Source organism: Pseudomonas sp. 2 (genome assembly GCF_056627435.1).
In genome coordinates this window covers 131,727-156,506 of record NZ_JBWXNG010000010.1, presented here as the reverse complement: position 1 = coordinate 156,506, position 24,780 = coordinate 131,727, and the positions used below count along the sequence as shown (strand labels likewise).

23 protein-coding genes are annotated in these 24,780 nt (G+C 61.7%); 7 read left to right on the top strand and 16 right to left on the bottom strand.

Features of this window, described 5'->3' with window-relative positions; genetic code table 11:
* Positions 1-15 precede the first annotated feature (15 nt).
* The 7 genes from AC1MEK_RS17935 to AC1MEK_RS17905 form a co-directional block, all read right to left on the bottom strand.
* Complete coding sequence (locus AC1MEK_RS17935) at positions 16-549, bottom strand: N-acetyltransferase (RefSeq protein ID WP_480397619.1); 534 nt, start codon at positions 547-549, stop codon at positions 16-18.
* 146 nt (positions 550-695) lie between these two features.
* The gene (gene metC / locus AC1MEK_RS17930; protein ID WP_480397618.1) at positions 696-3,437 is read right to left on the bottom strand and encodes a cystathionine beta-lyase; all 2,742 of its coding nucleotides are present in this window, start codon (positions 3,435-3,437) and stop codon (positions 696-698) included.
* Between the two features lie 156 nt (positions 3,438-3,593).
* Positions 3,594-4,190, bottom strand: a complete 597-nt coding sequence (locus AC1MEK_RS17925; RefSeq protein ID WP_480397617.1) for a cysteine dioxygenase family protein — start codon at positions 4,188-4,190, stop codon at positions 3,594-3,596.
* 40 nt (positions 4,191-4,230) lie between these two features.
* Entirely contained in the window at positions 4,231-5,070 is an 840-nt protein-coding gene (locus tag AC1MEK_RS17920; RefSeq protein WP_480397616.1) for an amino acid ABC transporter ATP-binding protein, read from the bottom strand.
* Positions 5,057-5,740 (bottom strand): amino acid ABC transporter permease, encoded by a 684-nt coding sequence (locus AC1MEK_RS17915; protein ID WP_480397615.1) that lies wholly within the window; start codon positions 5,738-5,740, stop codon positions 5,057-5,059. Before AC1MEK_RS17915 ends, AC1MEK_RS17920 begins: the two co-directional genes overlap by 14 nt.
* Positions 5,730-6,464, bottom strand: a complete 735-nt coding sequence (locus AC1MEK_RS17910) for an amino acid ABC transporter permease (protein WP_480397614.1) — start codon at positions 6,462-6,464, stop codon at positions 5,730-5,732. Before AC1MEK_RS17910 ends, AC1MEK_RS17915 begins: the two co-directional genes overlap by 11 nt.
* A complete protein-coding gene (locus tag AC1MEK_RS17905) occupies positions 6,461-7,303 on the bottom strand; it encodes a transporter substrate-binding domain-containing protein (RefSeq protein ID WP_480397613.1) in 843 nt (280 codons plus the stop codon). Before AC1MEK_RS17905 ends, AC1MEK_RS17910 begins: the two co-directional genes overlap by 4 nt.
* Before the next feature lie 251 nt (positions 7,304-7,554).
* On the opposite strand from AC1MEK_RS17905, the gene AC1MEK_RS17900 reads away from it, so the two are divergent.
* Positions 7,555-8,409, top strand: coding sequence for a LysR substrate-binding domain-containing protein (locus tag AC1MEK_RS17900; protein WP_480397612.1), 855 nt, complete (start codon positions 7,555-7,557; stop codon positions 8,407-8,409).
* A 98-nt stretch (positions 8,410-8,507) separates the two neighbouring features.
* Here the strand turns inward: AC1MEK_RS17900 and AC1MEK_RS17895 are convergent, their stop codons facing one another.
* A complete protein-coding gene (locus AC1MEK_RS17895) occupies positions 8,508-9,233 on the bottom strand; it encodes an alpha/beta hydrolase (protein WP_480397611.1) in 726 nt (241 codons plus the stop codon).
* Between the two features lie 284 nt (positions 9,234-9,517).
* On the opposite strand from AC1MEK_RS17895, the gene AC1MEK_RS17890 reads away from it, so the two are divergent.
* From AC1MEK_RS17890 to AC1MEK_RS17875, 4 genes are all read left to right on the top strand, one after another.
* Positions 9,518-9,811, top strand: coding sequence for a DUF6388 family protein (locus AC1MEK_RS17890; protein ID WP_480397610.1), 294 nt, complete (start codon positions 9,518-9,520; stop codon positions 9,809-9,811).
* A 143-nt stretch (positions 9,812-9,954) separates the two neighbouring features.
* Entirely contained in the window at positions 9,955-10,644 is a 690-nt protein-coding gene (locus AC1MEK_RS17885) for a crotonase/enoyl-CoA hydratase family protein (protein WP_480397609.1), read from the top strand.
* 229 nt (positions 10,645-10,873) lie between these two features.
* Positions 10,874-11,650, top strand: a complete 777-nt coding sequence (locus tag AC1MEK_RS17880) for a lysophospholipid acyltransferase family protein (protein WP_480397608.1) — start codon at positions 10,874-10,876, stop codon at positions 11,648-11,650.
* Between the two features lie 74 nt (positions 11,651-11,724).
* On the top strand, positions 11,725-12,696 hold the full coding sequence (locus AC1MEK_RS17875; RefSeq protein WP_480397607.1) for a magnesium and cobalt transport protein CorA: 972 nt from the start codon (positions 11,725-11,727) through the stop codon (positions 12,694-12,696).
* Positions 12,697-12,765: 69 nt separating this feature from the next.
* On the opposite strand, the gene AC1MEK_RS17870 is transcribed toward AC1MEK_RS17875, so the two are convergent.
* The 3 genes from AC1MEK_RS17870 to AC1MEK_RS17860 all read right to left on the bottom strand — a co-directional run bounded on the left by AC1MEK_RS17870 (position 12,766) and on the right by AC1MEK_RS17860 (position 17,101).
* Positions 12,766-13,488 (bottom strand): amidotransferase, encoded by a 723-nt coding sequence (locus AC1MEK_RS17870; RefSeq protein ID WP_480397606.1) that lies wholly within the window; start codon positions 13,486-13,488, stop codon positions 12,766-12,768.
* Positions 13,489-13,592: 104 nt separating this feature from the next.
* Positions 13,593-15,734: a 3-hydroxyacyl-CoA dehydrogenase NAD-binding domain-containing protein gene (locus AC1MEK_RS17865; RefSeq protein ID WP_480397605.1), complete on the bottom strand. Its 2,142-nt coding sequence runs from the start codon at positions 15,732-15,734 to the stop codon at positions 13,593-13,595.
* Between the two features lie 161 nt (positions 15,735-15,895).
* Positions 15,896-17,101 carry an acetyl-CoA C-acetyltransferase gene (locus tag AC1MEK_RS17860; RefSeq protein ID WP_480397604.1) on the bottom strand — a complete coding sequence of 402 codons (1,206 nt, stop codon included), beginning with the start codon at positions 17,099-17,101 and terminating at the stop codon, positions 15,896-15,898.
* Positions 17,102-17,732: 631 nt separating this feature from the next.
* Between AC1MEK_RS17860 and AC1MEK_RS17855 the strand changes: the two genes are divergently transcribed.
* Together AC1MEK_RS17855 and AC1MEK_RS17850 are read left to right on the top strand one after the other, a co-directional pair.
* Entirely contained in the window at positions 17,733-18,104 is a 372-nt protein-coding gene (locus tag AC1MEK_RS17855) for a rhodanese-like domain-containing protein (protein WP_480397603.1), read from the top strand.
* A gap of 8 nt (positions 18,105-18,112) precedes the next feature.
* Positions 18,113-18,919, top strand: a complete 807-nt coding sequence (locus AC1MEK_RS17850; RefSeq protein ID WP_480397602.1) for a c-type cytochrome — start codon at positions 18,113-18,115, stop codon at positions 18,917-18,919.
* Positions 18,920-19,072: 153 nt separating this feature from the next.
* Here AC1MEK_RS17850 and AC1MEK_RS17845 read toward each other — a convergent pair whose 3' ends face one another.
* The 5 genes from AC1MEK_RS17845 to AC1MEK_RS17825 form a co-directional block, all read right to left on the bottom strand.
* Positions 19,073-19,864, bottom strand: a complete 792-nt coding sequence (locus tag AC1MEK_RS17845) for a transglutaminase family protein (protein ID WP_480397601.1) — start codon at positions 19,862-19,864, stop codon at positions 19,073-19,075.
* Positions 19,861-20,820, bottom strand: coding sequence for an alpha-E domain-containing protein (locus AC1MEK_RS17840; protein ID WP_480397600.1), 960 nt, complete (start codon positions 20,818-20,820; stop codon positions 19,861-19,863). Before AC1MEK_RS17840 ends, AC1MEK_RS17845 begins: the two co-directional genes overlap by 4 nt.
* Positions 20,821-20,832: 12 nt before the next feature.
* Entirely contained in the window at positions 20,833-22,242 is a 1,410-nt protein-coding gene (locus tag AC1MEK_RS17835; protein ID WP_480397599.1) for a circularly permuted type 2 ATP-grasp protein, read from the bottom strand.
* Positions 22,243-22,779: 537 nt separating this feature from the next.
* A complete protein-coding gene (locus AC1MEK_RS17830; protein ID WP_480397598.1) occupies positions 22,780-23,118 on the bottom strand; it encodes a ribonuclease E inhibitor RraB in 339 nt (112 codons plus the stop codon).
* A gap of 254 nt (positions 23,119-23,372) precedes the next feature.
* A complete protein-coding gene (locus AC1MEK_RS17825; protein WP_480397597.1) occupies positions 23,373-23,609 on the bottom strand; it encodes a hypothetical protein in 237 nt (78 codons plus the stop codon).
* Between the last annotated feature and the right edge of the window lie 1,171 nt (positions 23,610-24,780).

Here is a 24,780-nt window from a genome sequence, read left to right as displayed (position 1 = left end):
ACAATGGTGGTCATCTTAGGAGTCGCTCACCGATATGACAAGGCATCCAGCCTCGTCATAGTCAAACCCAAGCGCCTTGTAATAAGCCACGGCGCCGGGCTCCGGATGCTGAATTTCAATTGTTCGGCAACCCAGGATTCGCGCGTAAAGCTCAACAGCCATCAAGGCAAACGGAGCAATCATTCCTTTGAGAGAATGATCAACGTCCGGTTTGGCCTCCAGCAAAATGATCTTGATCCGCAACCGGCTTTTTCTGGGCGTTGCGTAACACAGACCGCAAAGCTCGTCGCCGTACCAGATCGCCAGGTCAAATCCTTTGGCATCCTTGAGTTTCCATTGAGCAACGCTTGCCCAGGGATAAGAACTGCTTTCCCAGGTGTCAGTCACCGCCACTGCAACAGCATCGATGGGCTCAAACCTGATCAAGCCCAGGTCGACACCCTGCGCCGCCAGCTCGGCAGAGCTGGCAACCCGCTGACCGATGAGCATCCTGACCTGCGACCGGATGATTTGATCGCGCAGTTCGGTTCCTTTTCCGTGTCGTCTCATCGCTCTTGTTCATGTCTGACTCAAGCGACGAATGGTGACGATTGGGAACCGCATCTGTGCGATACATATTTATAGATGTCGCTCTCGTGCTCAAACCCGGCGCCCGACCACCATCCCGTAGCAGCCGGGCTTGCCCGCGGGAGCGATCATTCAATCGCCGCAAAGCCTCGTTCCAGATCCTCGATCAGCGCGCTCACATCTTCCAGCCCCACGTGCAGCCGCAGCAACGGGTTGAGCGCGCGGTCGGCGGCGGTGTCGCGATTACTGACGCTGGCGACGATGATCAGGCTTTCGAAGCCGCCCCATGACGCGCCCAGGCCGAACAGCTGCAGGGCGTCGATGAACTGCTCGAGGTGCCGGGGGTTGCTGTCGGCCAGCTCGAAGGTGAGCAGGCCGTTGCTGCCGCTGAAGTCCCGCTGCCACAGGTCATGGTGGGGATGATCAGGCAGCGCCGGGTGAAACACGCGCTTGACCCGGGGATGCTGCTGCAGCCAGCGGGCGACTTGCAGGGACTGGCGCTGGTGCACATCCAGCCGCGTGGCCAGGGTTCGCGCGCCACGCAGCACCAAATAGGCGTCGTCGGGGCTGACCGTGCTGCCGAAGGTTTCGGTCATGACCGCCAGCGGCTGCCACACCGCTTCAGTGGTGCAGACACTGCCCATCATCACGTCGCTGTGGCCTGACAGGTATTTGGTCAGGGCCATGATGGAAATGTCCGCGCCCAGTGTCAGAGGCCGGTACTGATAACCCGAGCCATAAGTGTTGTCCACCGCCAGCAGAATCCCCCGGGGTTTGCACAGCGCCGCCATTTTCGGCAGGTCCGCCAGCTCGAACAGCAGCGACCCCGGCACTTCGGCGTAGACCATGCGGGTGTTGGCTTGCAGCCGCTCTTCCAGGCCGCTGCCATCGGCGTTGAAGTAGCTGTACTCGATGCCGAACGGCTTGAGGAACTCATCCGCCACCTGCCGCACCGGCGAGTACACGGCATCGGTAATCAGGATGTGATCGCCGGGGCGCAGGTACGTCAAGAACACATGGGCCACTGCCGCAAGCCCGGTGCTGAACAGCCGCGTGCGATGACCGCCCTCCAGTTCAGTCACCAGATCTTCTAGTTCGAAAGCCGTAGGATTGCCCCGCGCGCCGTAGGTCAGCACACGGTCGGTGTCGCGACGTTTACGGGCGTCGCGCATCTCGCCCAAGGTGTCGAACAGCACCGTACTCATGCGCGACACCGGCGGGTTGACGCCACGCACGCCACTGCCCTTCTCGCCGCGCGCCGCATGGACCAGACGCGTGCGCACGCGGTTTTCGCCGACGTTAGCAGCCAGTGGCTTGAGGCTGGCGATTTCCTGCTGGCTCATTTGCCCCAACAGGCCGATTTCCCAGGCCAGGTACTGGCGTGCGGCGTCCTTGTTGCCGGAGTGCCGGTCATGGGTGAAAAACAGAAAATCGATGCACTGCGCGTCGGGCGGATTGTCAGCGCTGGCGTGTACAGGCAGATCCGCAGTCAGCCAAGTGCTGAAGTTCAGCCAGCGCGCTGAATGTCGCTGCGCCTCAGGCAATTCAAGCGCGGCAACTCCCGCCACTTCACCCTGCTCGGCGACCAGCACCACGGTCCGGGTTTCACCTTGCAGATCATCGGCCAGACGCGAGCGGATCGACCAGCGCGAACCCGCGATCTGAGCCTTGCGATAGGCCATGCTGCCGCGCAGGTCCACCAGCGCGACGCCATTGTCAGCGAGCAGGTCGGCCAGTTGCCCTGCGTCGATTTCAGGCAGCGTCGGGGCGGCTTCGGCCACGTTTGCTGGCAGCGCCAGACCACTCTGCAGCCCGCCTTCCAGGACATAGGCTTCATGCCCCAACTGCCGTAGCCAACTGGCAACGATGGGCGCACGTACCCCGTCATCATCCACCATCACCAGCCGCGCGTGACGTACGCCGACGTACAGGTCGGTGGACTGAATCAACTGCCCGCCCGGCGTGTGCTGGGCCCCGGGCAAGCTGCCCTCGGCGAACTCTTCCGGGGTGCGCACGTCGCACAGAAACAGGCTGCGTGCCGGGTCATGGGTCCAGGCCTTGACCTGCCCGGCGCTCACCGTTTGCACACCGGCGCGGCGTGCCAGGCGTTGCGCGGCTTCGCGCTGATCGGTCAGCAAGGCGGTGGGTGAAACGGCCGGGTAGCGCCGGCTGCTGCCATGTTCCAGCGGCAAGTCGGCGAGGTACCAGCCCTGGGTGCCGTTCTCCAGCGCGTACACCGGGTTCTTCACACCCAGATCGATCAGGGTCTGGGCGCCGATGATGCTGCGGGTGCGGCCGGCGCAATTGACCACGATAGGCGTCGTATCGTCCGGCACCAGTTCGGCCAGCCGATAACCCAGCTCGCCATTGGGGCAGCAGATGGAACCGGGGATGGTCATCTTGCGGTATTCGTCGAAAGGCCGGCCGTCGAGCAACACCAGCGGCCTGCGCTCGGCCTGCCACGCGGCCAGTTCGGTGGCGCTGATATGCGGTGTATGGCTGAGCTCCTCGACCCGCTCGCCAAAGGCCTTGGATGGCACATGCACCCCGGCGAACAGTTGCAACCCCGCCGCCTGCCAGCCATCGGCGCCACCCTCGAGCACATGCACGCGGGTGTAGCCCAGCGTTTGCAAGCGCTGCGCGGCACGCAGGGCGACGTCGCTACCGGTCTGGTCGTAGATCACCAGGCGCACGGCCAGGTTCGGCGCCAACCGGCGAACCTCCAGTTCGAGGCGGCTGTAGGGCAGATTCACCCCGTAGAACAGATGCGCTTCGCCGTACTGGCCGTGTTCGCGGACGTCGAACACGGCGATTTCCTGTCCGTCGAACAGCCAGGCTTGCAGGTGTTGCGGGGTGACTTTTTGGGTCATGGCATTCTCGTGAGTGATCGCGCAATACATCTTGCGCCGTAGCAGCACGGCTTGCCGGCGGGAGCGGTGTGTCAGGCGACATCTTCATCACAGGCCTATCGCCCCCGCCGGCAAGCCGTGCTGCTACGGGTCAAGCGCTAAATTCAATCGGGTATATCAAGCGTAGGCCTTGATCGACGGCGCCATCTGCGAGGCGTTGTAATTGAGCACCTTGCCCTCGGTGTTGACCCCGTAACGCCCGTTCAGCGATTCCAGCGGGCGGCCATACAGGTGGAAATGCAGGGTCGGCGTCTGGCCGTCGACCTTGATCCCGTGCAGGTCTTCGCCCAGGAAACTGATCGAGGTTCCCGGCTGCACCACCACTTCTTTCTCAAGCTCAAGCCGGGCGAATGCCGGGTCGCTGCCATCGTCGGTGCGCGCCCACACGTAATTGATTTCCTGCCCCTCGACGGCAACGATCACCGCCCAGGTTTCGTGGTTGTGCGGCAAGGTGCTTTTGCCCGGTAGCAGCGAGTTCATGTACAGCGTCGGGCTTTCGCCATCGTCGTTCAGGCGATAGCGAAACGCCGTATCACCCTCCCCCGGCACCGGCGCGGGAAAGGTCTCGAAATTGAACAGATCGCGGCGCTCGGCCAGCCCTTCGAGCAGGCTCACGATCTCCTGCAAGGCCGCACGGTCGACCCCGCGCTGGTGAATGGCGCGGATCTGCTGCAGGAATGTTTCGATCACGGGGCTGCGGGTTTCGATGCTCATCAGGTGCTCCTTTTATAGATTTCAAACGGCAGGACAGCGCTCAGACGGACAAGCTGTACCGCCCGATATTGCTCAACAGATACGGATCGCCACTGACCACCGGGCGATGACCGGGACTACCCAAGGCATGGCGCAAGAACGCCTGGGTGCGCTCGCTGGCCGGGCGCTGGAAGATCTGTTCGGCGCTGCCGTGCTCGACAATCACGCCGTTCTCGGTGAAATACACCACGTCGCTGATGTCCTCGGCGAAGCGCATTTCATGGGTCACCAGCACGCAAGTCATGCCCTCTTCGGTCAGCTCGCGAATCACCGCCAGCACCTCGCCGACGGTTTCCGGGTCCAGTGCTGAGGTCACTTCGTCGAACAGAATCAGCTCCGGACGCATGGCCAGCGCTCGCGCGATTGCCACCCGTTGTTGCTGCCCGCCGGACAGCTGCCCCGGATATGCATCAGCCTTGTGCTCCATGCGCACCTTGGCCAGCAGTGCCCTAGCCTGCTTTTCCGCCTCTGCCAACCCCAGCCCCAGGACCTTGCGCGGGGCGATCATCAGGTTTTCCAGCACCGACAGATGCGGAAACAGGTTGTACTGCTGAAACACAAAGCCCACACGTTTACGCAGTGCGATGCGCTCTTGCTCGCTTTTGAGTGCACTCACTTGAGTGTCACCCACTCGAATCGTGCCTTTTTGTGGCTGCAACAGGCCGGTGATGCAGCGCAGGATGGTCGATTTGCCAGAGCCCGACGGACCGATGATCGACACGGCCTGGCCGCGTTGCACCTCCAGATCGATGCCCTTGAGCACCGGGTTGCCGCCAAATGCCAGGTGCACGTCGCGCAGGCTGATCAGAGGTTGTTCGGTGCGCGTTTCAAGCGAAGGCATAACGTCGCTCCAGGTGTTGAGTGAGTCGGGAAATCGGATAGCAATAGACGAAGAACAACGCCAGCACGGTGAAGTAAATCAGCACGGTGAAGTCTGTGCGATTGACGGTGTTGCTGGCGATCTGCGCGGTGTCGATCAGGTCGTGCACACCCACCAGCGAGGCCAGTGCGGTGCCCATGGTGATCACCGCGTACAGGTTCATCCACGGTGCCAGCATGCGTTTGAAGCACTGCGGCAGGATGATCGAACGCAGGATCTGGCCCCGGGTGAAGGCCAGCGAGCGCGACGCTTCCCACTGGGTGCCGGGGATCGATCCGATGGCCCCGCGAAAGATTTCCGCCACGTTGGCGCTGGCGGGCAAGGCCAGGCCGATGGTGACCTTCACCCAGTCGGGAAAGGCGACCCAGTTGCCAGCGATGTGCAGTTCGAACGGAAACACGTAGGTGGTGAAATAAATCAATACCAGCCATGGCGCGTTGCGAAACACCTGGACCCAAATGCGTGCGGGCAAACGGCTGATCCACAACGGCGAGACCGACAGTGCGCCGACCAGCAGCCCCAATGCAGAACCCAGCACAATCGCCAACAGGCTGATCAGGATGTTCTGCCAGAATCCGGCCGCCAGCGCCGCTGACCACTCCCACAGTGCAACCCAGGTTTCAATGACCATAACCGGGCATCCTCAATCGGGCTTCGAGCGCGCGGCCCACTAGGTTGACCACGAAACTGAGCAGGCCGTAAAACGCCAGCAGCACGATCATCAGTTCAAGCACGTTGTCGCTCTGGGTCCAGATCATGATCGAGGCATAGGTGACATCGCCCACGGCAATGGCCGAGGCCACGGCGGTCATTTTCACCAGATCGATCAGGTTGTTGATCAGCGAGGGCAAGGCGAAGCGCAGCGCCAGCGGCATCTGCACATTCCACAGCAACTGGCGGCGGCTGAAGGCCAGCGAACTGGCAGCCTCAAGGGTGGCCGCAGGCACCGCTTCGATCCCGGCGCGCAGGGCTTCGGCGTGAAACGCGCCCTTGTGCAGAGAGATCACGATCACCACCCAGGCAAAGGGCGTCAGCGGATTGGCCGTGCCCACGGCCTGGGTCAGCAGCATGTTCAGCACCAGAAATGCGCAGTACAGCTGCACCAGTGTCGGGGTATTGCGGGTAACTTCGACGAACGCCCGCGCAGGCCCCGCCAGCCACGGCTTGCCACTGGTCAGCAACACCGCCAGGCCGACGCCAGCCAACAGGCTGCCAACGAGGGTAAACAGGCACAGCCAGACCGTGGTCAGCGCCCCGTCGAGCAGCGAACCGCGGGCATAGGCGTCCAGCACGAAGCTGTAATTCAGCCCCAGCCTCGCGGCCCATTGCACGAATATCTCCAGCCAGTGACTCATGCACCGCTGGCCTTGAATTGCTCGTGCAGCTCCACGAGAGCTGGCGATGCCGGGGTGATGTGATGACGCTTTTCTGCCTCGATCAGCCAGCCGCTGCGGTGCCAGCCTTTGACGATGGTGTCGAGCCGAGCTTGGGTGTCGGTTTCGCCGGGGCGGGTCCAGATCACCGACGGCGCGGGGTTCAGTTCCGGGGAAATGGCGCGGTAGTTCTGCCACTCGGGGCTGTCGGCCACCAGCGGGTTGATCAGCGTCGCATCATGCACCGCGGCCACGCAGTTGTTGCCGCGCAAGGCCAGCAGCGATTCGGATGAACTCTTGAACGCCTTCAATTGCGCACCGAACTCGGTCAGCGGCTTGACGTAACTGCTGCCCTGGGAGGTGCAGACCGGCTGGCCCTTGAGGTCTTCCCAGCGAGTGATCTTGCTGTCCTTGAGCACCGCCGCTGTGCCGCCGACGCGATAGAAGGGTGTCGGCACGAAGCCCAGTTGCTGACCGCGCTCGGCGGTCCATTCCATGTTGGCGATCAGCAGATCGACCTTGCCTTGCTGAAGAAACTGCACACGGTTGGCGGGCAACACCGGCACCAGCTCGACTTCAGCGCCCAGTTGACTGCCCAGGTCTTCGGCCATGTCGACGTTCAGCCCCTTGGGCTTCTGGTTGCTCGGGTCAATCGAGCCGAACGGCCCGCCCGACAGCAACACCCCCACCACCAGACGATGGCGCTGCTCGATCTTGTCCAGCGTGGCATCCGCCTGAGCGGCAACGCAGACGCCCAGCGTGACAAGCGCTCCGGCAAACAGCGGCAACAGGCGGGCAATGGATGAGCGCGTGTACGGCATGGACTTTCCCTCGAATGGTCATGGGCGCAGCACTTGTTCAGCGGCTGCGGATGACCGGCATGCTAGGGAGGGTAACCGGTGAACGGAAATTCAAATATCAAATATGGTTATAACTTTGTGCAGTTCAGGCTTTAACGAAATGGTTATAAGCATCGAAATACAAGGCTCTCACTCTTTCCCATAAAACTATCGCCCTTTAACGCATAAAAAACCGTAATGTATTAAGCCTCCTCCCTGATGTAATTCGCCCCATGTCGACCACCCTGGATCTTGAACTGCTGCGCACCTTCGTCGCTGTCGTCGACCACCACAGCTTTGCCGAAGCCGGCGCGCGGTTATCGCGTACGCAATCCTCGGTAACCCAGCACATGCAGCGGCTGGAGCAGCAGATCGGCGTCAGCCTGTTTCAGAAGCAGGGGCGCCAGAAGCAATTGACCGAACCGGGGCGTCAATTGCTGCGGCACGCCCGGCAGTTGCTCTCGCTCAACGATGACGCGCTCAATTCCCTGCGCGAAAGCAGCCTGAGCGGCGTGCTTCGCATCGGCTCTCCCCATGACATCGCCGACACCATCCTGCCGCCGATCCTCAGCCACATTGCCCGCTCTGCGCCGAGGCTGAGGCTGGAAATCGACGTGGGCCGCAGCCCGTTTCTGATGGACGACCTGCATCGCGGCAAGGTCGACATGGTGATCTCGACTCGCCACGATCCCGGATTGGAAGGCTTTGCGCTGCGGACATCGCCGGTGTGGTGGATCTGCTCGGCGCAGTACCAGCACGTGACGGGCGAGCCGATCCCACTGATTCTGGTGGACGAGCCCAGCATCTATCGGCGCTATGCCATCGAAGCGCTGGAGCAGGCGAACATCCCGTGGCGCCAGGCGTATCTGGCGTCAAACCTGATCGGCATCAAGGCGGCGACCCGCGCAGGCCTTGGCGTGACGGCGCGGAGCATGGAAATGCTCGGGCCGGACATGCGAGTCTTGGGTGAAGCCGACGGGCTGCCACGCTTGCCGGATGTCACCTATCACCTGTGGATCAGGCCCAACACCGTGAACCCGCTGGCGCGACGGGCGTATGAGTTGATCAGGATGAATCAAGGTTTGTGAGTACGTAGCAGCACGGCTTGCCGGCGGGGCGGTGTGTCAGGCGACATCTTCGTTACAGACATATCGTCCCGCCGGCAAGCCGTGCTGCTACGAGAGCGTCATTGACTGGATAACTGGGTTTGCACCCAACGCTTCAAATCCGCCACTTCCGCCAATGTGATGGTATGCCCCGCCCCCGCGTAGGCATGAAACTCAGGGTTGATCAGCAGATTCTCCAGCACCGTACGGGCTTCGGTCGCACCGCTGTAAGGCACGCGGTTATCCGCCTCGCCATGGCCGATGAACACCTTGAGCTGTTTGAGGCGATCTTCGGGTTTGAGTCGGCTGTTGAGGGCCGCAAGAATCTTCCCGCTCAACGGCGCAATGCCCCGCACCAGCTCGGGGTGCTGCAGGCCGATCTGATAGCTCATCATCGCGCCCTGGCTGAAGCCGATCAGGATCACCTTGTCCGGCTGGGTGCCGTATTTCTCGGTGGCCTGCTCGATGAAGGTGCGCAGCAGGTCGGTGCTCTTGTCCACATCTTCGGTCACGCCTTCGTACTCGGCCTGATCGGTGTCCTGAGAGAACCACTTGTAACCGCCGCCATCGACCTCCATCGGCGCACGCACCGAGAGGTAGGTGTAGTCGCGGGGCAGGTCGTCCTTGATGCCGAACAGATCACGCTCGTCGCTGCCGTAGCCGTGCAGGAAGATGATCAGGGGTTTGTCTTTGGGGTCGGCGGGCGCCGCAGCGAGGTACGGCAGGGCGAGGTCGGTGAGCATGGCGGGTTCGGCGTGGGCCAGCCCTGTGAAGACACAAAGCAGTGCGGCGAAAAACTTCATCATAGGGAATGGGCCCTTTCATAAAAACGTCGGGCCCATCATACGCAGCATGTCCGGGATGTCAGCCAGGAATCGATGGGGGGATGCTGTCAGATTGCTGTACAACCTGCGGAATTCACGCACTCCCGCAGGACCGCGCGGGCCCGCGATCAAGCCGTCTGGAAAAACAACCCCGACCGGCGGCCCTGCTTCAACTGGCGCATGCCTCCTACATCCCGCACAATCGCCTTCGCGTCAGCATCCTATAAAGAAGAACGTCAGCTCGAACCACAGGAGATTACCCTCGCATGAACGCAAACGACTGGACCGAAGCTGCCCTGGCGAAATACATCGTGACCAACCCGACCCTTCAGGCCGAAATCGCCCACCTGGACCCCAAGGAACAGCAACAGCAGATCCTCTGGGCTTTCGAAGACGAAGCCGAAGACCTCAACATCCCCACCTGGGACCTGGCCCTGCAATTCATCGCCGAAACCCCGGAGCAACTCAAGGAAATGCGCCTGGCCGCGCACAAGGAAGCCGCCGACGCCCTGGGCATGGACTGGGACGACTACTGCGAACTCAACGACGTCGAAGAATAACGCCTCTCCCCTCCTTCGGGCCGCACCCTGGAATGCCCTGCACGCGGCCCGAAACCCTGACTTGTCGGTCATCCTTTACGCTTTACCTTGCCCCTGCGGGTGGGTAACGTCTGCGCCAATTCAAAACAAAAAGGACTCACCCCATGAGTGATTTGGTCGCGTATCAACTGGACGACGGCGTTGCCACCCTGACGCTGAGCAATGGCAAGGTCAACGCCATCAGCGACGAGGTGATTGCGGCGTTCAACGCGGCACTGGACCAGGCCGAGAAGGATCGCGCCGTGGTCATCATCACCGGCCAGCCAGGGATTCTGTCCGGCGGCTACGACCTGAAAATCATGACCTCCAGCCCCGAGGCCGCGCTGGGCCTGGTGGCCGCGGGTTCGACGCTGGCGCGGCGCATGCTCTCGCACCCGTTCCCGATCGTGGTGGCCTGTGGTGGCCATGCAGTGGCCAAGGGCGCGTTCCTGCTGCTGTCGGCCGACTACCGCATCGGTGTCGACGGCCCGTTCAGCATTGGCCTGAATGAAGTGCAGATCGGCATGACCATGCACCACGCCGGCATCGAGCTGGCCCGCGATCGCCTGAACAAGAGCGCGTTCGGCCGCTCGGTGATCAACGGCGAGATGTTCTCGCCCAAGGCGGCGGTCGAGGCAGGTTTCCTGGACAAGGTCGTCGCGCCTGAAGAACTCGCTGACACCGCCCGCACCGCGGCCCTGCAGTTGAAGAAGATCAACATGAAGGCGCACAAGCAGACCAAGCTCAAGGTGCGCAAGGATTTCCTCGAAATCCTCGACAAGGCCATCGAGCTGGACAAGCAACACGCGTTCTAAGCCACACTCCGGCCCCGTAGCAGCACGGCTTGCCGGCGGGGCGGTGTGTCAGGCGACATCTTCGTCACAGACATACCGCCCCCGCCGGCAAGCCGTGCTGCTACGGAGCGATGTCGAATCAGGAAATATCTCGTCAAACTCCCCGCCGCCACCCGTCTGCATGGCAATTGCCCCTTGGAGTGCACATCCGTACACTGCGCCACCTTTTTGTGTAACGAGAGTGGTCTGCATGCTGTTCGTTCTGCGTATGTTGCTGATGGCGGTGCATTTTGTCGTGGCCGGAGCACTCGGCCTGGCACTGGGCCTGTGCCGCCCGTTCAACCCGGACAACAGCCGCCTGTGCGCACGCCTGTATGCGCTGCCGGCGATGTGGATCCTGCGCCTGCGCCTGAAAGCCGAAATGGGCGCGCAGTTCGACAGCACCCGCCCCTGCGTGATCATCGCCAACCATCAGTCCAACTACGACCTGTTCATCCTCGGCAATATCGTGCCGCCGCGCACGGTGTGCATCGGCAAGAAAAGCCTGAAATGGGTGCCGTTCTTCGGCCAGCTGTTCTGGCTGGCGGGCAACGTGCTGATCGATCGCGGCAACCCGCTGCGGGCGCGTCTGTCGATTCGCAAGACCACCGAAACCCTGCAACGCAAGGACACCTCGATCTGGGTCTTCCCCGAGGGCACGCGCAACGCGGGCAAAGGCCTGTTGCCGTTCAAGCGCGGTGCGTTCCAGATGGCGGTCGATGCCGGTGTGCCGATCGTGCCGGTGTGCGTCAGCACCTACGTGCGCGACATGCGTCTGAGCGCATGGGACAGCGGCCAGGTGATGATTCGTGCGCTGCCCGCGATCTCCACCGCGCGCCTGACCGACGCCGACATTCCCGCGCTGATCGCCCAGTGCCACAGCCAGATGCAGGCCTGTATCGAGCAGATGGACAGCCAATTGCAGACACATTCACAGCTTTCCCGAACCGCCGCTGAACAAGTCGCACAAAACTCCCGAACTCACTGATTTCCACCGACTCTGAAACAGGAGAGCGCGCTAAGCTGCGTGTCAGTCCCTCCTAAAAGAAGAAGTGAATCACCATGGGCCGAGTTGTCGCTGCCGCGGTTTACAGTGAAGGAAAGAAGGTTACTAACATCACCCTCGACGAGGGTGCGGCCTGGGCCGCAAAGCCCGGGCATTTCGTCTGGATCGGCCTTGAGCAACCCAACGCTGAGGAGCTGGCCTCCCTGCAGAAACAGTTCAACCTGCATGAACTGGCCATCGAAGACGCGCTGGAAATCCACAGCCGCCCCAAGCTTGAAACCTTCGGCGATGCGCTGTTCATCGTCACCTACGCGCCGATCCGCGAAAACGGCAAGCTGATCTTCATCGAGACGCACATCTTCGCCGGCAAGGGTTACATCATCACCTCGCGCAACGGCCATTCCAAATCCTACGGGCTGGTCCGCCAGCGCTGCGAGGCGCGGCCGCTGCTGCTGCATCACGGCGAGGATTTCGTGCTGTATGCGCTGCTGGATTTCGTCACCGAAAACTACCAGCCGGTCACTGAAGCGATCCATTGCGAACTCGAAGAGCTGGAGCAGAGCGTGTTGAGCACCGAGCTCAACGAGGCGGACATTCATCGCATCCACGCCCTGCGCCGGGATTTGCTGCGCCTGCGCCGCTACGTGTCGCCGATGGTGGAAATCGGCGAAGAACTGCAGAAACTCAGTTTCCCGTTCATCGACAAGAACATGCGCCCGTACTTTCGCGACGTGGAAATTCATGTGAAGCGGCAGATGGAAGACCTGGCCAACCTGCGCGACATCGCCAGCCAGACCATCGAGATCGGCCTGCTGCTGGAGTCATCGCGGCAAAGCCTGACCCAACGCAAGTTCGCGGCCTGGGCGGCGATTCTGGCCTTCCCCACGGCGATTGCCGGGATCTACGGGATGAATTTCCAGAACATGCCGGAGCTGAGCTGGCATTACGGGTATTTCATCGCGCTGGGGGTGATTCTGGGCGGGTGCTCGTTGCTGTGGGCCAGCTTCAAGCGGTCGGGGTGGCTTTGATGAGGGTCTGATGATATCCCCGTAGCAGCACGGCTTGCCGGCAAGCCGTGCTGCTACGGGAGCGGGTGATCAGGCCACCTGCGGCTTGTTCGCCACAAAGCGCATCATCCACTCGGCCACCGTGGTGCCGTGGTGCTCTTGCTCAAGGCTGGCAATGCCCTTGCTGTAAACCTGCTCGCCCAGCGCTTCCTGGCGGATGTCCAGCAGCGTGCGCGAGTAGTCGTGGATGAATTCCGGGTGGCCCTGGAAGCACAGCACCTGATCGTTGATGTGGTAGGCGGCGAACTGGCAGAACTCGCTGGAAGCGATGACCGTCGCGCCTTCGGGCAGCGCGGTAACCTGGTCCTGATGGCTGATCAACAACGTCAACTTGTCCATCGCCGGGGTCATCCACGGCTTGGCCGGGGCCAGGTCGTAATGGTGGATACCCACGCCCCAACCCTGGGCGGCGCGCTCGGTCTTGCCGCCCAGCAGCAACGCCAGCAGCTGATGGCCGAAGCACACGCCCAGCAGCTTGTCGCCGCGCTTGTAGCGCTCGAGCAGGTAGGTTTTCAGAGTCTGGATCCAGGGATCGGAGCCGAACGAGTCGGCCTTGGAGCCGGTCACCAGGTACGCATCGAACTGCTCGGAATCCGGCGGGTAGTCGCCCTGCATCACGTTGTAGACCACGAATTCGGCGGGGATAGGCTGGCGGGAGAACAGATTCTGGAACATCCGCCCGTAACCTTGATATTGATCCACCAGTTCCGGGCGAAGAACGTCGGTCTCAAGAATGCAGATGCGTAACGACATAAAAATACCTGAAGCGACAAGGCGAAAATGCACAGGCCCAAGCCTGCCTTGAAGGCTGCGGCAAGGCAAGGGCCGTTTGTGCCAGTTGCGAAGCGCCTGAAAAATCAGAACAACTTGCCGTTGAGCGCCTTGTCCAGCAGCAACGCAGGCGGCTCGAAACGCTCGCCATACTGCCCGGCCAGGTACTGCGCGCGGGCGATGAAGTCCTTGAGCCCGTACTGGTTGATGAACTGCAGCGCCCCGCCGGTCCAGCCGGGGAAACCGATGCCGTACATCGAGCCGATATTGGCGTCGATGGTCGAACGCAACACGCCGTCTTCGACGCAGCGCACCGTTTCAATCGCCTGAATAAACAACAGCCGGTCGCGGATTTCCTGGCCGGCGATCTGCGCTTCAGGCTTCTCAAAGCGACTTTTGAGCCCAGGCCACAAACGCTTGGATTCGCCTTCGGGGTAATCGTAGAACCCGCCGCCCGCCGCCTTGCCCGCGCGCTGATATTCGTTGAGCATCAGGTCGATCAGCGCCGTGGCCGGATGGTCGACCACCGATACACCTTCTGCGGCCAGATCTTTGCGCGCCTGCTCGCGAATATGGCTCATCAGGCTCAGCGACACCTCATCGGACACCGCCAGCGGCCCCACCGGCATCCCGGCCTTGCGCGCCTCGGTTTCGATCATCACCGCTGAAATGCCCTCGCCCAGCATGGCGATGCCTTCGTTTGTGAAGGTCGCGAATACCCGCGAGGTGAAGAAGCCACGGGCGTCGTTGACCACGATAGGCGTCTTGCCGATCTGCTGCACGAAGTCGAAGGCGCGGGCCAGCGTCATGTCGTTGGTGCGCGGGCCCTTGATGATTTCCACCAGGCGCATCTTGTCCACGGGGCTGAAGAAATGCAGGCCGATGAACCGCTCCTGACGATTGACCGCCGTGGCCAGCCCGGCAATCGGCAGGGTCGAGGTATTGGAGGCGATCACCGCGTAGGGCACCACCACCTGCTCGGCGGCCGCGCTGACCTGCCCCTTGAGCTCGCGATCCTCGAACACCGCCTCGATAATCAGATCGCAGCCTTCCAGGTCACTGTCGCGGCCGGTGGTCTTGATCCTTCCGAGAATGGCATCGCGCTGTTCGGCGGTCAGTCGCCCCTTGGCGATCTGCTGGTCAAGCAGCCTGACCGAGTAGTCCTTGCCCTTCTGCGCGGTGGCCAGGTTGATGTCTTTCAACACCACATCGACCCCGGCCCTGGCGGTGACATAGGCAATCCCGGCGCCCATCATCCCGGCGCCGAGAATCCCCACCTTGCGCATGTGGTAGACCGGCGGCGCCTTGGGTCGCGACTCACCGGCATTCAGCTCGTTGAGGGCGAACCAGGTGCCGATCATGTTCTTGGAGATCTGCCCGGTGGTCAGCTCGGTAAAATAGCGCGCTTCGATCTGCTCGGCGGTGTGAAAATCCACCTGCGCGCCTTCCACTGCGGCGGCCAGGATCTTCTCCGGTGCCGGGTAGCAGCCTTGGGTCTTGCTGCGCAGGATCGACGGCGCAATCGCCAGCATCTGCGCGACCTTGGGCTGAGCCGGTGTGCCGCCGGGAATCTGAAAGCCCGGCACATCCCAGGCCTTGACTGGCGCCGGATGTTCGAGAATCCATTCGCGGGCCTTGATCAGCAGATCGTCGGCATCGCTGGCCAGTTGGTCCACCAGGCCTGCAGTGAGTGCCTGCCGCGCGCTCAGCAAACGGCCTTCCATCAACAGCGGCAGCGCCTTTTCCAGGCCGAGCATGCGCACCAGGCGCACCGTGCCGCCGCCACCGGGCAACAGGCCCAGGGTGACTTCCGGCAAACCCAGACGCACCTGCTTTTCATCCAGCGCGATGCGGGCGTGGCAGGCCAGGCACAGCTCCCAGCCGCCACCCAGCGCAGCGCCGTTGATGGACGCGACCACCGGCTTGCCCAGCGTCTCCAGGGCGCGAAGCTGCGCCTTGAGCTCCAGTGTCATCTGGTAAAACCATTGGGCGCGCGAAGCATCGACCCGAATCAATTCATTGAGATCACCACCGGCCATGAAGGTGTTTTTCGCCGAGCGGACGATCACGCCCAGGATGTTTTCGCGGTCAGCCTGCAGGCGTGTCAGGGTTTCGGCCATCGCCTGACGATACGCCGCGTTCATCGTATTGGTCTGCTGACCGGGCATGTCCAGGGTCAGGACGACGATCTGGTCGGGGCCGATTTCGTAGTGGATGGCATCAGTCATGCGGTCGTTCTTCCTGAAACTGTTTTTATGAGTGTGGGGCCATCACCGCGCTCCGTAGCAGCACGGCTTGCCGGCGGGGGCGGTGTGTCAGACGACGCTTGTGTCACAGACATATCGCCCCGCCGGCAAGCCGTGCTGCTACGGGTCTGTGTCGTATGCGCTCAAACCCGCTCGATGATCGTCGCAATCCCCATGCCACCGCCGACGCACAGGGTCGCCAGGCCGTAGCGCAATTGCCGTACTTCAAGTTCGTCGAGCAAGGTGCCCAGAATCATGCAGCCGGTGGCCCCCAGCGGGTGGCCCAGGGCGATCGAGCCGCCGTTGACGTTGACCTTGTGCGGATCGACGCCCATGTCCTTGATGAACTTCAGCACCACCGACGCAAAGGCTTCGTTGACCTCGAACAGATCAATGTCGTCGATCGTCAGCCCTGCCCGCGCCAGCGCCTTGCGGGTGGCGGGCGCGGGGCCGGTGAGCATGATGGTCGGGTCGGTGCTGGTCACCGCCGCCGAGACGATGCGCGCCCGGGGTGTAAGCCCAAGCTCCCGGCCCTTGTGTTCGGAGCCCAGCAACATCAACGCCGCGCCGTCGACGATCCCGGAACTGTTTCCGGGCGTGTGCACATGTTCGATGCGCTCGACGTGGCTGTATACCCGCAGCGCCGTGGCGTCGTAGCCCAGCTCGCCGATGGCCTGAAAGCTCGGCTTTAGCGCGCCCAGTCCTTGCAGGGTCGAATCGGCACGAATGAATTCATCATGGTCCAGCAGCAATACGCCGTTCTGATCGCGCACCGGCACCAGCGAGCGCTTGAACGCACCGCCCTGGCGGGCACGCGCAGCTTTCTGCTGGGATTGCAGGGCGAAGTTGTCGACATCTTCCCGGCTGAAGCCTTCGATCGTCGCGATCAAGTCGGCGCCGATGCCCTGCGGGGTGAAATGAGTGTGCAGGTTGGTTTGCGGGTCGAGCACCCAAGCGCCGCCATCACTGCCCATGGGCACCCGGGACATGGACTCGACGCCACCAACCACCACCAGATCCTCGAAGCCCGAGCGGATTTTCATCGCGCCCAGATTGACCGCCTCAAGGCCCGAGGCGCAGAAGCGATTGACCTGCACGCCGGCCACACTGATCGCCCAGTCGGCCACCAGCGCGGCGGTCTTGGCGATGTCTGCGCCCTGATCACCGACCGGCGTCACGCAACCGAGCACGATGTCGTCCACCTGACGCGTATCCAGCGCCTGGCGTGCCTGCATTTCCCTCAATAAACCGGCCAGCAGATCCACCGGTTTGACGCTGTGCAGGGCGCCGTCCGCCTTGCCCTTGCCCCGGGGTGTACGCAACGCCTCGAAAATAAACGCTTCGGTCATCCTGTCCCTCGCTGCCCTGCCGTTTTTTGATGCTGCCGACACCCTAACTGTCATACAAATACTTTCAATGATCAAAGTGCTCAGGCGACTTGACTGCCTTGAAGGTTAGCTCGTTGTAGGAAGTTTCGGCCTCAGACGAACGGTAGTCTGCTATCGGACATGAATCGTTTCCCCTCAACGTGTCTAGCAAGGGAGCGCGTGACTGATAGCCATGGGCCTTATCGCTGAAACACCTAACCAACTGGAATAATTCATACCAAACGAATCTAAGCCCCGTCGCACGCGGGCTCTAAGGTTAAGTCTGTAGCAGTGGCGCCATAAGAATGATTTTTAACGCGCCGCGTCACCGACACCTTAGTCGGGACAACTGTTCTCTTGATACACACCTTGGCCAGCTGCCGCTTCTTCAATTCATGAAGCAGGTGAGCTTTTGTCGCTCGGGAATAACAAAAAAGGCACGCGCTATGTTCAAGCATTCGAAAGTACGTCAAGCCGGACTCATTGTTTTCGCCACCACCCTGTTACTGATTTTGCCGAACCTCACTCGCCTGTTCGGCTGATCCCACTTCACGCCTTGTGGCGTCGCGCATTTGTGCCACGCTCTGTGTATCCCAACACGGAGGGTAGGCACATGCGTCAGTGGCTGGCAGTTCTCGCACTGATATCAAGTCTCGGCGCTCAGGCAGGCCCGGTCGAACAGGCCCAGGCCGTGGCCGCGATCAAGGAGGGCAAGCTGGCCATCGATGTGCGCAGCCAGAGCGATTACGAAGCGGGGACGGTGCTCAACGCCGTGCGCGTGGACGACCGGCGCCTGGTCGGCCAGCTCAAACAGGTCATGACCGACCGCAATCTGGCCATGGTGGTGTTCAGCTCCAGCGATGCCCGCGCTGGCAGCGCGCAGGACAAACTGATAAAAGCCGGTTACACCAGCATCATCAACGGCGGTTCCTACGACGAACTGCACAACGCGCTGTACGACGTCACCGACGATCCTGCGGAGTAATTCACATCTTGCGCCCATTCCTGTTACTGGCCAGCGTCCTGCTGGCCCTGCCCGCTCATGCTGCACAGCTCACCGTCGAACTGGCCAATGGCACCCACACCTGGGACACCGAGCAATTGCTCAAGCATCCACAGGCCCGAGAGATCGACATTCCTGAAGACGTTTCCTACAAGCGCGAGATGCATTACCGCGCGGTGCCAGTTTCGGTATTGCTGGACGGCGTGAAAAACGACGCCCACCTGCAAGCCGTGGCCACCGACGGCTTCGCCGCCGAAATGCCCGCAGGCCCCTTGCTGCAGAAAACCGGCTCGCAAGCCTGGCTCGCCGTGGAAGACCCCGCGCACCCATGGCCGGGTCTGAGCAAGGACAAACCCAGTGCCGGGCCGTTCTACCTGGTGTGGACGGACCCCGCCGCCAGCCGCATCAGCCCCGAACAATGGCCCTACGCCGTGGGCAAGATCCGCCTGCTGGCGTCCGTGGCCGAGCGCTTCCCTGCCCTGCTCCCGGATCCCGCGCTGGCGGCTGACGATCCGGTGAACAAGGGTTTCGCGCTGTTCCAGAAAAACTGCTTCGCCTGCCACCGCCTCAACGGCGCCGGGGATTCGCAACTGGGCCCGGACCTGAACATCCCCCACAGCCCCACCGAGTACTTTTCCGGCGACTATTTGAAGCTGTACATCCGCGACCCGCAGAACCTGCGGCAATGGCCACAGGCGAAGATGCCGGCGATTTCCAGGGATGTGTTGTCCGATGAGGAGTTGGGGCAGGTGGTGAGTTATCTCACGCATATGGCGGGCAGAAAGCCCAAGCCATGATGAAATGGCTTGGGGCACCCCACTGGTGTGACGCCAGACGCCCATCTCTCTGTAGGAGCGAATTCATTCGCGAATAGCGGCAGATACATACAGATGCATTGACTGCACCGCCTTCGCGAATAAATTCGCTCCTACAGAGTAAGCGTCGTGGCGTTACTGCTGCCGCTGCACCTTCGGCGCCGCCACCTTGGCGTGCATCTGCTCGCAACCGCCGCCCCGGCGCATGCCGCGCACCGGGCAGGCGTCAAGGTAATCGAGGCCGACCGCCAGCTTCAGATGACGCTCCGGCACCGCCAGTTGATTGGTGACATCAAAGCTGTACCAGGCGTTGTCGAGCCAGGCTTCGGCCCAGGCGTGGCTGGACAGGTGCTCGCTGCCCTCGCTGTACAAGTACCCTGACACATAACGCGCCGGCACGCCCAGGCTGCGGGCGCAGGCGAGGAACGCGTGGGTGTGGTCCTGGCAGACGCCCGCGCCGTTGGCGAAGGCCTGGGCGGCGCTGGTGTCGATGGCCGTGGCGCCCGGGGTGTAGACCATGTGCTGGTTGAGCGCGTGCATCAGGTCGATCAGCCCCGTGCGGTCGGTGCGCTGGCTGCTTTCCTTGGCGGCGAAGGCGCGGATCGCCTCGTCGGCTTCGGTCAGGCGGGTAAAGCGCAGGAACGGCAAGGCCGACTGGCTTTCGTGTTCGGCCTCGCGCTTCTCGTCGATCTCGACCTGACCGCGGGCGCCGATGACGATGGCTTCATGGGGTTCGTCCAGGGTCAGTACATGCAGGATGTTGCCGAACGGATCGACCTGCGCGCGCACCGGGCGCGGCAATGCCAGTTGCCAGCTCAGCACCTGCTGGCGCTCGCTGTCGTGTGGGGTCAGACGCAAATACTGGATGCTGGCGCGGACCTGATCGTCGTAGTGATAAGTGGTCTCGTGGCTAATGGACAGTCTCATGCTGCCTCCAGATAGGAAGTGTGAATAACGTCACCCAATTGGGCCAACAGCGGAATGAATTCGTTCAGCCATTCGTGCAGGCCTTCGTCGAGAATCTCGTCGATCCCGGTGTAGCGCAGGCGCGCATCCAGCTCGGCGGCCAGACGCTGGGCCGGGCGGCCATTGGCGCCGGGCAGGCTGGCCAGAATCATGTCCAGTTCTTCAAGGCAGGCGCGCAGCGAGCGCGGAATGTCGGCGCGCAACAGCAGCAGTTCGGCGACCTGCCGCGCCCCCGGCGCATCGCGGTAGACCTCGGTGTAGGCCTCGAACGAAGACAACGCGCGCAGCAAGGCGCTCCACTGGTAGTAGCCAGCGGCCGAACTGTCGGCGGCGGCATTGGCCGCCGGGCCGCGCAGTTCGAGCATTTCGTAGCGGGCGTCGAGCATGCGCAGGGTGTTGTCGGCACGCTCGATGAAGGTCCCCAGGCGGATAAAGCGAAACGCATCGTTACGCATGATGGTGCCGTAGGTCGCACCGCGAAACAGATGCGAGCGCTCCTTGACCCATTCGCAGAACCGGCTCAGGCCATAGCGGCTCAGGCCCTGCTCGGCGATGCCGCGAATTTCCAGATAGGTCGAGTTGATGTTTTCCCACATGTCCGCAGTAATGCGCCCACGCACCGCATGGGCGCAGGCCCGCGCCGCCGCCAGACAACTGAAGAGGCTGGCCGGGTTGGTCGAATCCAGTGCGAAGAAGTGCAGCATTTGTTCGGCGTGCAAGGCGCCGTGGCGCTCCACGTAGGCGTCCAGAGTGCCGGTGATCAGCAGCGGCATGGCGATTTCGTTGAGGCCGTCGCCGCGTCCGTCCTGGGGCATCAGCGACATCGAATAACTGACGTCGAGCATGCGCGCCAGGTTTTCCGCGCGCTCCAGGTAACGCGACATCCAATATAAATCCGAGGCAGTTCTACTTAGCATTGGCAGATTTCCTTAATCCTCGACCACCCAGGTGTCCTTGGTGCCGCCACCCTGGGACGAGTTGACCACCAGCGAACCTTCGCGCAGCGCCACGCGGGTGAGCCCGCCGGGCACCACACGGGTTTCCCGGCCAGACAGCACGAACGGGCGCAAGTCGATGTGGCGCGGGGCGATGCCGTTTTCTACGAAGGTCGGACAGGTCGACAACGACAGCGTCGGCTGGGCGATGTACGCGTGGGGTTTGGCCTTCAGACGCGCGCGAAAGGCCTCGATTTCGGCCGCCGTGGCAGCCGGCCCCACCAACATGCCATAACCGCCCGAGCCTTGAGTTTCCTTGACCACCAGATCACCCAGGTTGGCCAGCACGTGGGACAGCTCCTCGGGTTTGCGGCACTGCCAAGTGGGTACGTTCTTCAGAATCGGCTCTTCGTCCAGATAGAAACGAATCATGTCGGTGACGAAGGGGTAGATCGACTTGTCGTCCGCCACACCGGTGCCGATGGCGTTGGCCAGCACCACATTCCCCGAACGGTAGGCCGACAGCAGGCCCGGCACGCCGAGCATCGATTCGGGGTTGAAGGCCAACGGGTCGAGGAACGCGTCGTCCAGGCGGCGATAGATCACATCCACCGGCTTGTGGCCGTCGGTGGTGCGCATGAACACCCGATCGTCGCGCACGAACAGATCCGCGCCCTCGACCAGTTCGACGCCCATTTCCCGCGCCAGGAAAGCATGCTCGAAGAACGCACTGTTGAAGCGCCCAGGGGTCAGCACCACCACGCTGGGGTTGTCCAGCGGGCTCGAGCTTTTCAGGGTGTCGAGCAACAGGTTGGGATAGTGATCGATCGGCGCAATCCGTTGTGCGGCGAACAGTTCGGGGAACAAACGCATCATCATCTTGCGGTCTTCGAGCATGTAGCTCACGCCGCTGGGGGTGCGCAGGTTGTCTTCGAGCACGTAATAGGTGCCGTCGCCATCGCGCACCAGGTCGACCCCGGAAATATGCGAATACAAATCCCGGTGCAGATTCAGGCCCTGCATCGCCAACTGATACTGCTCGTTGGCCAGCACCTGCTCGGCGGGAATGATCCCGGCCTTGATGATGCGCTGGTCGTGGTAGAGATCGGCGAGAAACATGTTCAGCGCCTTGACGCGCTGAATGCAGCCGCGCTCCACCACCCGCCACTCACTGGCCGGAATGCTGCGCGGGATCGTGTCGAACGGAATCAGGCGCTCGGTGCCCTGCTCGTCTCCGTACAGCGTGAAGGTGATCCCGGCGCGATGAAACAACAGGTCGGCCTCACGCCTGCGCTGAGCCAGCAGCTCAGGTGGCGCTTCGCCCAGCCAGCGGGCGAATTCCCGATAATGCCCACGGACAGCGCCGTTGGCGTCGTACATCTCGTCATAAAAGGTGCGGATCATGCCGTACTCCTTGTCACCATGGACCCATGGACCTTCGCAAGGCCCGTGCCAGCGGCATAAACGCTTTGATTTCAATGGGTTGAATAAAACGGCAGAAAGCCCTGCACCATTCCTGTGCAACTAGCTCGTCGGCCAAATCGCCCGCGCTTCATGGAGAAGCGTCCCGTCACTGGAAAATCTATTACCAGCATAGCCAGAGATGATTTCCCGGCCCGTTTTCATTTGCAGATACTGGCGCCATCGACGCACCGGTGCGCTGCCTGATGCAGGCGCTCAATGCTTGGTCACCGGATGGCTGAACAAAATTCCCTTTACGCCGCTCTTGATGAGCGGCTTTTTTTTGGGGACTCGATTTGGGGGGTAACCGCTCCGTAGCAGCACGGCTTGCCCAACAAAAATGCCGCGAGCCTGCGAGCATCGAATGTGTGGGAGCCGGCTTGCTGGCGAATGCGGTGTGTCAGGCGCTTTCTACGTCACAGACATACCACTCCCGCCGGCAAGCCGCGCTGCTACGTGGATCGGCGAGTACTTGAGGACTCAATGAAACCTTCGGATTTCCTGCTTGACGCCCCAGCCTTCGACTTCACCGTCCAGGCCGGTGATCGCGGTCTGGAAGTCCTGCTCGAAATCGCCAATGCCGTCGTAGGTCGCATACATCAACTTGCTCAACTGCAGGTGCCACGCGCCGTCCTCACGGGCGTTGATCTGGGTATTGAGGGATTCTCCGCGAAACTTCTGCGCCGCCAGACGCGCCCGTTGCTCATCGGGGAACACCGCATAGAACTCGATGGGATGGATGCGGGCGAAGTCGAAACCGCCTTCTTTCATGCGGCGCAGCACGTGGGTGCTGATGTCTTCCTGGTAGGTCGTGCTCATGAAACGTCCTCCTATGCAACGATAGATAGAGTTTCAACGATCCCCGAACGCCCCTGGCAACAGAGGCGTTGAGCGGCGGGTCATCCACCGCCCGGGACTCAAGCATGTCGCTGGCAGGCCGGTGCTGCCGTTACCAAACGGGCATCCCGACGCGAGTACACTCGGTTGGATGCTTCACCGGCCTGTTTTGCAGATTACGCCCATTGCTTGGGCGTTGCCAATTGGCAGTTTGCGATGTTTTTCAGTGCAGTTGTTCAGGACGCCTCGGCGATGGAGATGATCTGTACGGCGTTCTGTTCCTTGAGTGTCTCTACGGTCGGGTGCTGTGATCGGCCCTCCAGATCATTGAGGTCAAGATCATTGGTGATGGGATACAGGGATGCGCGCAGTCGCCGTGCGGCCTCCTCCTCACTGGGACGCAGCTCGGATTCAAGATCGAGGGTCTGCCGCACACCTTCCTTATCGAGAAACGAAACAGTCCAGACTTTCATCAATGTCTCCTCAGTCAGGCCACGCGTTGGCCTACGGAATTCGGACTGTGATCTTTCGGGATTTGTTCAAGGTTTTTTGTGGGGGTTTGGATTGGATTGCGTGCTGTGCGGACGCGCGGGTGTTGCTGCCTTTTTTGTTCTGGCTAACGCCAGACCTGTTTCGACTTCGTCGAATCAAGATCAAGATCAAGGTCAAGAGCGCTCTTCCTAACGTCAGACCTGTTTCGACTTCGTCGAGTTACTTGGAAAGGACACCCAAGTAACCAAGGTGTCCTGCTCCTGGTTGGGCCCCTCCTTCGTCGGGGTACCTTCATTCCGGTCCCGCTCCGTGGGCCCGGCGTGAAAGGGCCATCCATGGCCCACACGCCTCTCGCCGCATCCATGCGGCTCGACCCACTCCGCGAGACCTCCATTCAGCCTGCACCCAAGTCGCGATTTGTGGCGTCTGGGAGATGTGCGTACGAAGATCAAAATCAAAAGCAGGTATACACCGCCCCGTAGCAGCACGGCTTGCCGGCGGGCTGGCGCGCAGCGGCAGTAAAATCAGGCGCCTGGGCCGCGTCAGGTAAACCGCGTGCACAGGATTTGCTGCCGCTTCGCGCCAGATCGCGAGCAAGCTTGCTCCCACGGCCTTCGGCCAGAATCAAAAGCAGATCGCACAACATCAAACCATCGCCGTTGCCGTTGCCGTTGCCGTTGCCGTTGCCGTTGATCTTCGTGCACAAATCTCACAAACACCACAAATCGCGACTTGGGTGCAGGCTGAATGGAGGTCTCGCGCAGTGGGCCAAGCGGCAGGATGCCGCGCGAGGCGCGGGGCCATGGATGGCCCAGTCGCGCCGGGCCCACGGAGCGGGACCGGAGTGAAGGAAGTCCGACGAAGGAGGACCCAAACCAGGAGCAGGACACCTTGGTTACTTGGGTGTCTTTTCCAAGTAACTCGACGAAGTCGAAACAGGTCTGGCGTTAGCCAGAACGCTCTTGATGTTGATCTTGATCTGGATAAGCACGCCAATCCGAACACGCCATAATCAAGCCAACAGGCAAACTTGCTCCCCCGTCCTGCAACTATTCGTCATTGTCACCAGCAAATTCCCACTGTTAGCATCCCCGACGCACTTCATGGAAAGCGGCTGCCTCCAAGCCGCCCGCACGAGAACAAGAAAGCAAC